Here is a 7,472-nt window from a genome sequence, read left to right on the forward strand (position 1 = left end):
TATCCGCGTCCCGAACGATTGGGGCTGTCGCGATGGCCGGGTGAAGTTCCTGGCTTGCCGGAGTGCCGCCCTGTAGGACGACCTCCGGTCACAGTGGCGCGACCGCGTCGGATTCTCACCGACTTCCCGCACCATCGCTTGAACGGCGCGGACAGTACACCGCGGACCGCCGGCCTGCAATCCGGCATGCCGGAGCGTGGTTTGGCAAGGTGCCGTGGGTGAGCGAGACCTACCCGCAGCGGGCCTGGGCCCTTCCGGACCACGCGACCGAGGTGCTCCTCGTGCGCCACGGCGCCTCGCAGGCGGCTGTCGAGGGCGAGTCGTTCGAGATGCTCGAAGGACACGGCAACCCACCGCTGGCGCCCGAGGGCGAGGCGCAGGCGCAGGCCGTCGCGGCGCGCCTGGCGGCCGATCCGCCCGACGCGTTGTTCATCACCAACCTGCAGCGCACCGCCCAGACGGCGGCGCCTTTGGTGGAGGCGACGGGCCTCGAACCCGTGGTGGTCCCCGAGCTGGCCGAGGTGATCCTCGGCGAGTGGGAGGGCGGCGAGATGCGTGTTCGCGCGGCCAAGGGCGACCCGCTGTTCGGCCGCGTCTTCGAGGAGCAGCGCTGGGACGTCATCCCGGGCGCCGAGCCCATGGAGGCCTTCGCCGAGCGGGTGCGTGTGGGCTTCCTGAAGGTCGTCGAGCAGACCGGCGCCGGCCGCGTCGCCGCCGCGGTCGTCCACGGCGGCGTGATCGGCGAGCTCTGCCGTCAGGCGACCTCCGCCCCGGCCCTGACCTTCGTCCACTCCGAGAACACCTCGATCTCCCGGATCGTCGTCTTCGGCGACGGCCGCTGGCTGCTGCGCAGCTTCAACGACACGGCGCACTTGGGCGGGTAGGGGGGCCCGGGGGGCGAGTTTCGGGCCGAAAGGCACTTAAACGTTGAGATGCAACGTCAAAGTGCCGTTCGTGCTACCGCGAGTCGCCAACACGGGCTGATCGCCCGCCGTCAGCTGCGGGCGCTCGGCCTCAGCGAGGGAGGGATCGATCACTGGGTGCGCAACGGGAGGCTCGTGCCGGTTCGGCGTGGCGTGTACGCCCTCGGGCACGCCGAGCTTCGGCGCGAGGGGTTCGTGCTGGCGGCGGTGCTCTCGCTCGGCGACGACGCGCTGCTGAGTCACCGCAGCGCCGCGCGGCTGTGGGGGATGCGTCCGTGGAGCGGCGCGTTCATCGAGTTGACCGTGCGCGCCGACCGAGGGCAAAAGGCGAAGGAGGATCTGCGCATCCACCGATCCACGGACCTCGCGGATTGGGAAGTCACCGAAGAAGACGGCATCCCGGTCACCACGCCGGCGCGGACCCTTCTCGACCTCGCCGCCGTCGTCCCGCCGCACCACCTGCGCCGGGCCGTCGAGCACGCCGTTCGACTCGAGATCTACGACCACCGAGCCGTCATGCAGACGCTCGCGGCCCACCCGGGACGTCGCGGGTCGGCGCCCCTCGTCGCGTTGCTCGACGACCTCCAGGACCACGGGACGGCGGCTGTGACGCGCAGCGACCTGGAAGCCCTGTTCCTGCAGCTGTGCCTCGACCACAGCGTCCCGCGCCCGCAGGTCAATCACCATGACAACGGCCGTGAGTTGGACTTCCGGTGGCCTGTGCAGCGGGTCGTCGTCGAGACCAACGGCTTCGCCTTCCACCGCACCCGCGCGACCTTCGAGGACGACCACGACAAGCGGTTGGCCCTCGAAGCCGCCGGCTGGCGAGTGATCTCGCTGACCTGGCGCCAGGTGACGCGCCGGCCGGCCGAGGTGATCGCGCACGTCAGGCGTGCCCTCGGCGAGACGAAAGGCACTTAGACGTCGAGATGCAACGTCCAGGTGCCGCTCACTACTCAGTCCCGCGTCATCTCCCCGTCCACCCGCCGCCAGATGCCCAGCGGGTTGCCGTCGCGCAGCGCCGGCGGCAGCAGCGACGGTGGGGCGTCCTGGTAGACGACCGGGCGCAGGAAGCGGCGTAGCGCGGTCATGCCGACGGAGGTGTGGGCGCCGTCCGAGGACGCCGGGTAGGGCCCGCCGTGGTGCGTCGCCCAGCGGACGGCGACCCCGGTCGGCACGCCGTCGAAGACGATGCGACCGGCCACCCGCGTGGCGGCCTCGACGAGCGCGTAGAGCGCGGCGTGGTCGGCGGGCTCGGCGTGGACGGTGGCGGTGAGCTGCCCGCCGGCGCGCTCCAGCGCGGCCGCCGCCTCGCCGAGCGAGGTGTAGGTCAACAGGATCACCGCCGGCCCGAAGTGCTCCTCGGCCAGCGGCACGACCCGGCCGAGGTCGGCGGCGTCGGCCCGGTAGACCGCCGGGCGCGCCCGGAAGCCCGGATGGCCGTCGCCGTCGGGCTTCGTCAGGCGCACCACCGACGGCTCGTCGTCCAGCGCGCGCAGACCGCCGCGCAGGCCGCCGAGGATCGCCTCGCTGAGCAGCACCTCCGGCGCGCGGGCGGCGAGCGCCTCGGTCAGCGCGTCCGCGAACGCGTCGCCCGCCGCGCTCGCTGGTACGAGGACCAGACCGGGCTTCGTGCAGAGCTGGCCGCCGAAGTCGGCGACCGCGCGCGTCAAGGCGGCGACGATCGCCGCCGACCGCGCGTCCAGCGCGGCCTCCGTCACCACGACCGGGTTCACGGACCCCATCTCGGCGAAGACCGGGATCGGCTCGGGGCGCGCCGCGGCGCGGTCCATCAGCGCCCGGCCGCCCCGGCCCGAACCGGTGAACGCGACCGCGCGGATCGCCGGGTGGTCGACCAGCGCCTCCCCGACCGCGAACCCGCCGGACGGCAGGTGCGCGAACGTGCCGACCGGCACGCCCGCGTCAGCGACCGCGGCGGACAGCTCCTCCGCCACCAGCGCGCCCGTCCCCGGATGGGCCGGATGGCCCTTGACGACCACCGGGCACCCGGCCGCCAGCGCCGACGCCGTATCGCCGCCGGCGGTGCTGAAGGCCAGCGGGAAGTTGGATGCGCCGAAGACGGCGACCGGTCCGATCGGGACCACGGAGCGCCGCAGGTCGGGCCGCGGCGGCACCGCGCTCGGGTCGGCGGAGTCGAGGATCGCGTCGAGGTGCTCGCCCGCCTCGACCACGCCGGCGAACGCCTCGAGCTGCCCGGTCGTCCGCGCCAGCTCGCCGTGCAGCCGCGCCGGCGGCAGCCCGGTCTCGGACTCGCACAGCGCGACCAGCTCGTCCTCGCGGGCGCGCAGCCGCACCGCCGCGCGGCGCAGCATCGCCGCACGCGCCCGCGGATCGGCGAGCCCCGGATCGACCGCCGCAGCGGCGGCGGCACCTACCGCCGCGTCGACGTCGACCGGCGTCGCCTCGACGTACTCCGGCCCCGCCTCGCCGGTCCGCGGATCGACGGCCTTGATGGACGCGCTCATGGCGGCTACGCTACCACTGGTTTGGCTACAGGACCAATCTTGGAGACCGGTTCGGAGCGCCCCGCGGTGCGGCAGCGCTACGAGCAGATCGCCGACCGGCTGACCGGCGACGTGCGCCGCGGCACCCTGCGCGCCGGGATGCGCCTGCCCGCCGAGCGCGAGCTGGCCCAGCGCCTCGGCGTCGGCCGCGCGTCGGTGCGCGAGGCGCTCGGCGCGCTGCAGGTGCGCGGCCTGGTCGAGACCCGCCCCGGCGCCGGATCGTTCGTCACCGCCGACGCGCTCGAGCGCCTCGCGGGCGCCGACGCGCTGCCCGGCGGCCTGGACCTCCCCGCCGACGCCGGCCCCGTCGCCCTCCTGGAGGCGCGCCGCATCCTGGAGCCCGAGATCGTCGCGCTCGCGGCGACGCGCGGCGGCGCCGACCCGGCGGTCGACGCGCTGCTGGACACGATGGCCGCCTCCGCCGATCCGTCCGATCCCGACCAGCGTCGCCGCTGGAGCGACGCCGACCGCCGCTTCCACCGCCAGCTCGCCGTCGCCACCGCGAACCCCGTCCTGCTGGCCATCGCCGACCACCTCGCCGCGCTGATGGACCAGCCGCTGTGGCAGCGGCTGCGCGACGACGCGATCGCCGTGCCGGGGCGCACCACGCTGCAGCTCGCCGAGCACCGCCTCATCGCCGCCGCGGTCGCCGAAGGCGACCCCGACGCCGCGCGGCACCACGCCGCCCAGCACATCGACCGCGCGCGCCGCTACATGGCGCTCGACTGACCCACTCCCGGAGGCCCGACCTCATGCACTTCCCCGGCATCATCCCCGCGGCGATCACGCCCTTCACCGCCGACGACCGCGTCGACGAGGCAGCGCTGCGGACCAACCTGGAGGCCTTGGTCGGAGCCGGCGTCGCGGGGCTCGTCGCCACCGGCACCATGGGCGAGGCCGGCCAGCTCAGCGACGGGGAGCGGCGCACCGTCGTCGAGACCTGCGTGGCCGTCGCCGGTGGCGCGATCCCGGTGATCGCCGGCGTGTCGGCCGGCTCGACTGCCGCCGCTTGCCGCCACGCCGCGGCGGCGCGCGAGGCCGGCGCCGCGGCCGTCATGTGCCTGCCCCCGCTGAACTACCGGGGCACCACGCGCGAGGTCATCGCGTTCTACGCGGCGGTGGCCGAGGCCGGCGGGCAGCCGATCATGGCCTACAACAACCCTGAGGCCAGCGGGATCGACCTCACGCCCGCGGTCGTGGCGGAGGTCGCCGCCGCCGTCGACGCCGTCGTCGCCGTCAAGGAGTGCTCGGGCGACGCCCGCCGCATCGCGGCGCTGGTCAACGACACCGACCTGGAGGTCCTGGTCGGCGGCGACGACTGGGCGCTGGAGGGCTTCGCCACCGGCGCGACCGGCTGGGTCTCCGGCGTGGCGAACGTCGCGCCGGCCGACTGCGTCGCCCTGCAGGCGCTGGTCGAGGCCGGCCGGCTGGCGGAGGCCCGCATGATCTACGCCCGCCTCCTGCCCCTCGCGCGCCTCGACATGACGCCGAAGCTGGTCCAGCACTTCAAGGGCGCGATGGACGCCGTCGGGCTGCGCGGCGGCCCGACGCGCCCGCCGCGCCTGGCGCTCGACGAGGCCGAGCGGGAGGTGCTGCACGCCGCCGTCGCGGCCCTGCGCGCACCCGTCGCGGCATGAGGGCCGCGCGCTACTTCGCCGCGGTCGACTCCCACACCGAGGGCATGCCGACGCGCGTCATCACCGGCGGCGTGCCGCAGCTGCCGGGCGCCACGATGCTCGAGCGCAAGCTGCACTTCGAGGAGCACCTCGACGACCTGCGGCTGCTGCTGATGAACGAGCCGCGCGGGCACGCCGCGATGTCCGGCGCGATCCTCCAACCGCCGACGCGCGACGACGCCGACTGGGGCGTGCTGTTCATCGAGGTCTCGGGTCTGCTCCCCATGTGCGGGCACGGCACGATCGGCGTCGCGACCGTGCTGGTCGAGACCGGCATGGTCGAGGTCACCGAGCCCGAGACGGTCGTCGCGCTCGACACGCCGGCCGGGCTGGTCGAGGTGCGCGTGGACGTGCGCGACGGCAAGGCCCGGTCGGTGACGCTGCGCAACGTGCCGGCGTTCCTCGCGGCGCGCGACCGCGAGGTCGAGGTCGACGGCTGGGGCACCATTCCCTATGACATGGCCTTCGGCGGCAACTTCTACGCCATCGTCGATGCGGCCGCCGCGGGCGTGGAGGTCGAGCCCGCCGAGGCCGACCGGCTCGTGGCCTGCGGCGCCGACATCATGGCCGCCATCGACGCCGTCGACCGGCCGGTCCATCCGCTGGACCCGCGGATCTCCGGCTGCCACCACGTCGTCCTGCACGCGCCCGGGCGCGACGGCTCGGATGCGCGCGCGGCGACGTCGATCCACCCCGGCTGGCTGGACCGCTCGCCGTGCGGGACCGGCACGAGCGCGCGGCTCGCACAGCTGCACGCGCGCGGCGCGATCGGCGTCGGCGAGCCGTTCGTGAGCGAGTCGGTGCTCGGCACGCGCTTCACCGGGCGCATCGTCGAGGAGACCGAGGTCGCGGGCCTCCCCGCGATCGTCCCCGAGATCACCGGCCGCGCGTGGATCACCGGCATGGGCCAGTACCTGCTCGACCCCGAGGATCCGTTCCCGGCCGGGTTCGTCCTGGGATGACGCACCCCGAGGTCGTGGTGGTCGGCGCGGGGATCGTCGGCACGGCGACCGCCTGGGAGCTGGCGCTGCGCGGCATCACCACCATGTTGGTCGACCGCGGCGAGGTGTCGGGCGGGACGACCGGCCTGGGCGAGGGCAACGTGCTGTGCTCCGACAAGGACGCCGGGCCCGAGCTCGACCTGACCGTCCTCGGCATGGGGCTCTACGACGAGCTCGACGAGCGCTTCGGCGAGGTCGCCCGGATCCGGCGCAAGGGCGCGCTGATCGTCCATCCCGACGCGCGCACGTGGGACGCCGAGCCGGCGCGGGCGCGGCGCCTGCGCGCGGCGGGCGTGGCGGCGCAGCTGGTCGACGCGCCCGGCGTGCGCGCGCTCGAGCCGCGGCTGACCGGCGACGTCCACGGCGCGCTCCACGTGCCCGGCGACCTGCAGTGCGACCCGCGCGCCATCACCCGCGCGCTGGCCGCCGACGCCGCGAACCGCGGGGCGACCGTGCGGACGCACGCACCCGTCGAGCGGGTGCTGGTCGGCAGCGACGGCCGCGCGGCCGGCGTGCGGCTGGCCGGCGGCGAGGAGATCCTCGCCGGCGCGGTCGTCCTCGCCGCCGGCCCGTGGACCGGGCCGCTGGCCGAGAGCGCCGGCGCGCCGCTGCCGCTCGAGCCGCGCAAGGGCCAGCTGCTGCGCCTGCGCCTCGACCGGCCCGACGAGCGCTGGCTGCGCCACAAGATCGTCGACGGGAGCTACCTGCTGTCGGTCTCCAGCGCGGAGGCGGGCGCGCAGGTCTCGACGGTCGTCGAGACCACCTGGGACGGCCACCTCGTCGTCGGCTCGACGCGCGAGCGCTGCGGCTTCGACCCGGCGGTGGACGCGGCGCTGGAGGCCGCCGTGCGCGAGCGCGCCGCGCGCCTGGTGCCGGCCACGGCGCCCCTGGAACGCGACGACGCGTGGGTCGGCTTCCGGCCGTGGCTCCCCGACCACCGGCCCGCGATCGGCGCGTCGGACCGCACGCCGGGCCTGTGGCTGGCCACCGGCCACGAGGGCGCCGGCATCGCGCTCGGCCCGATCACCGGCCGCGTGATCGCCGGCGCCATCGCCGGCGAGCCGGCGCCGATGGACCTCTCGCCCTTCGCGCCCGACCGCTTCGCGCCCGGCTAGGAGACTGTGTCGCTATCGCGACTGGGGACCCACCTCCGGCGGCGACGGCTGGCCGTCGTGGGCCTCGGCCTCGCTGGCCGCCTACGGCACCCCTAGATGGTTGATTCCGTATCGCGGTCAGTATCCGTAGGCGGCGAGGTGGCGTCCGGGCTGGCCGATCTGCTGGTTGTGCCACAGCGCGGCGGACAGGGCGAGCAGTCGCAGACCGACGCGGGCAGCGACGCCGGGCGTG

Annotated in this window: 7 protein-coding genes and 1 riboswitch; of the genes, 6 read left to right on the forward strand and 1 reads right to left on the reverse strand. The window is 75.3% G+C overall.

The features are described from left to right. Positions 1-16 precede the first annotated feature (16 nt). Positions 17-186: riboswitch (cobalamin riboswitch) on the reverse strand. A 32-nt stretch (positions 187-218) separates the two neighbouring features. Continuing rightward, positions 219-884 (forward strand): histidine phosphatase family protein, encoded by a 666-nt coding sequence (locus VK501_RS05970; RefSeq protein ID WP_324335626.1) that lies wholly within the window; start codon positions 219-221, stop codon positions 882-884. A 48-nt stretch (positions 885-932) separates the two neighbouring features. After that, positions 933-1,844: a type IV toxin-antitoxin system AbiEi family antitoxin domain-containing protein gene (locus VK501_RS05975; protein ID WP_324335628.1), complete on the forward strand. Its 912-nt coding sequence runs from the start codon at positions 933-935 to the stop codon at positions 1,842-1,844. A gap of 35 nt (positions 1,845-1,879) precedes the next feature. On the opposite strand, the gene VK501_RS05980 is transcribed toward VK501_RS05975, so the two are convergent. Beyond that, positions 1,880-3,409 (reverse strand): aldehyde dehydrogenase (NADP(+)), encoded by a 1,530-nt coding sequence (locus tag VK501_RS05980; RefSeq protein WP_324335630.1) that lies wholly within the window; start codon positions 3,407-3,409, stop codon positions 1,880-1,882. Positions 3,410-3,448: 39 nt separating this feature from the next. Here VK501_RS05980 and VK501_RS05985 point away from each other — a divergent pair, with 39 nt between their 5' ends. From VK501_RS05985 to VK501_RS06000, 4 genes are read left to right on the forward strand one after another with little or no spacing between them, the layout of a single operon-like run. Beyond that, a complete protein-coding gene (locus VK501_RS05985) occupies positions 3,449-4,177 on the forward strand; it encodes a FadR/GntR family transcriptional regulator (RefSeq protein WP_324335632.1) in 729 nt (242 codons plus the stop codon). Between the two features lie 23 nt (positions 4,178-4,200). Further along, positions 4,201-5,085 (forward strand): dihydrodipicolinate synthase family protein, encoded by an 885-nt coding sequence (locus VK501_RS05990; RefSeq protein WP_324335634.1) that lies wholly within the window; start codon positions 4,201-4,203, stop codon positions 5,083-5,085. Beyond that, positions 5,082-6,086, forward strand: a complete 1,005-nt coding sequence (locus VK501_RS05995) for a proline racemase family protein (protein ID WP_324335636.1) — start codon at positions 5,082-5,084, stop codon at positions 6,084-6,086. The genes VK501_RS05990 and VK501_RS05995 overlap by 4 nt, the downstream gene beginning before the upstream one ends. Further along, on the forward strand, positions 6,083-7,240 hold the full coding sequence (locus VK501_RS06000; protein WP_324335638.1) for an FAD-binding oxidoreductase: 1,158 nt from the start codon (positions 6,083-6,085) through the stop codon (positions 7,238-7,240). The genes VK501_RS05995 and VK501_RS06000 overlap by 4 nt, the downstream gene beginning before the upstream one ends. Positions 7,241-7,472 lie beyond the last annotated feature (232 nt).

The sequence above is a fragment of the Baekduia sp. genome (assembly GCF_035318805.1).
In the GTDB taxonomy this organism is placed as follows: domain Bacteria; phylum Actinomycetota; class Thermoleophilia; order Solirubrobacterales; family Solirubrobacteraceae; genus Baekduia.

What these genes read in the sequence shown, in the direction of transcription:
- VK501_RS05990 (WP_324335634.1), top strand. Translation starts at nt 4,201, where the DNA reads ATGCACTTCCCCGGCATCATCCCCGCGGCGATCACGCCCTTCACCGCC.
- VK501_RS05980 (WP_324335630.1), bottom strand. Translation starts at nt 3,409, where the DNA reads ATGAGCGCGTCCATCAAGGCCGTCGATCCGCGGACCGGCGAGGCGGGG.
- VK501_RS05975 (WP_324335628.1), top strand. Translation starts at nt 933, where the DNA reads ATGCAACGTCAAAGTGCCGTTCGTGCTACCGCGAGTCGCCAACACGGG.
- VK501_RS05995 (WP_324335636.1), top strand. Translation starts at nt 5,082, where the DNA reads ATGAGGGCCGCGCGCTACTTCGCCGCGGTCGACTCCCACACCGAGGGC.
- VK501_RS06000 (WP_324335638.1), top strand. Translation starts at nt 6,083, where the DNA reads ATGACGCACCCCGAGGTCGTGGTGGTCGGCGCGGGGATCGTCGGCACG.